Source organism: Streptomyces katrae, assembly GCF_000966975.1.
In the GTDB taxonomy this organism is placed as follows: domain Bacteria; phylum Actinomycetota; class Actinomycetes; order Streptomycetales; family Streptomycetaceae; genus Streptomyces; species Streptomyces katrae.
Window position 1 is genome coordinate 1 of sequence record NZ_JZWV01001588.1, and the last position, 1388, is coordinate 1388.

The following is a 1388-nucleotide window of genomic DNA, read 5'->3' on the forward strand; positions in this document are numbered from 1 at the left end:
GGGTGGAGTTCGGCCGCAGGTCGGTCGTCTGGTGGTTGAACGGCACCCGGGTCTTCTCCGACGGGCGGGGCGTGGGCCGCAACTGGCGCGCGTACCTCATCGTCAACCTGTCGGTCTGCGCCGGCCGGTACCACCCGGCGCCGGGGCCGGAACAGACGGAGATGTCGTACGAGGTCGCGGAGCTGCGGGTGTACCGGGGCTAGAGCCTCGGGGCCCGGGGGCCTTTCCGGCTCCCGGGCCCCTGCTCCGGCTCCCCGGGCGGTGATCGGCGGGGCGGCCGATAATGGGTGCCGTGGACTCGCCGTACAGGTCGACCAGGGCGAAGGCCACGGTCCGGCCCAGGGGGTCGGGCCTGGCGTTCTGGCCGTTCGGCGTACGGGCGGCCGTGCTCCTGGTCCCCGTACTGCTGGTCGTCCTGGCCGTCGCCTGGGGAGCCGCGCGGACCGCTCTGGGCCTGGGGTCCGCGCCGGCCGGGTGGGTGCTGCTGGGCATCGTCCTGCTGAGCCTGCTGCCCGTACTGCTGGTACTGCTCAGCAGGGCCGTGTCCGGCGGGGGCGGCCTCGATCCCGCTGCCGTCAAGGGCGCCCTCACGGAGGCGGCCGCGGCCCGGTACGGACTGCTCGTGCCGTGCAACGTGGTCCCGGAGCGGGGCGAGTCCCCGGCCGGGGCCGTGACCTCGCTGCGGGGGCTGCGCGGGGCCGAGGTGGTGGTGGTCGACCTGGAGGACGGGCACGCCTGGTGGGAGCACCGGCTGCTGCTCCTGTGCGCCGCGGCCGCCCGGCTCGGCCGGCCCGCGGTGGTCGTCTTCACCGCCCAGCAGGAGGGCCGGCCCGGCCGGTTCGCCGGCTGGGCGACCCCGGCCGACCTCCTCCAGCGCCTCCAGGACAGCGACCCGGACCTGCGCAAGGCGTACCTGGAGGCCTGCGGCCAGGCCGCCGGGGTCCGGCTCGCCGAGGCGTCGGGGGCGGCGCCGGCGGCGCGGCTGATGAAGGAGCTCGGCCTGGAGGGCATGCGCCGGCTGACCCACCCGCCGCCGCGTGAGGCCCTCCACCCGTTCCTGGAGGAACAGTTGCTGGCCCGGCGCGTGGACCGGTTCGACACGTCGCCCGAGGAGATCGACCTGCCGCGGCTGCTGGCGCTGTTCACCCCGGTGCTGCACACGCGGGCGCTGGAACGGTCCGACGAGGACGCGGCGTGGCTGTGCGCGGCCCTTCTCGACGAGGGGGACTACATCGCCTTCACGGACTCGGGGCGGTATGCGGGACTCCTGCCGGGTGCGGCCGTGGCCCGCGGGGTGCTGCTGGCCGTCGTCCGGCCGGAGGCGTAGCCCCTGCCCTTGCCCTGGCCGGGCGGTGCTCGGGTGCCGCTGCGCGGAGCCGTCTCCCCGC

1 protein-coding gene and 1 pseudogene are annotated in these 1388 nt (G+C 76.2%); both read left to right on the forward strand.

The window, feature by feature from the left end:
• Window positions 1-203: pseudogene (locus VR44_RS39445) on the forward strand (beta-glucanase); the annotation flags it as partial.
• A gap of 89 nt (window positions 204-292) precedes the next feature.
• Window positions 293-1327, forward strand: coding sequence for a hypothetical protein (locus VR44_RS39450; RefSeq protein ID WP_157880558.1), 1035 nt, complete (start codon window positions 293-295; stop codon window positions 1325-1327).
• Window positions 1328-1388 lie beyond the last annotated feature (61 nt).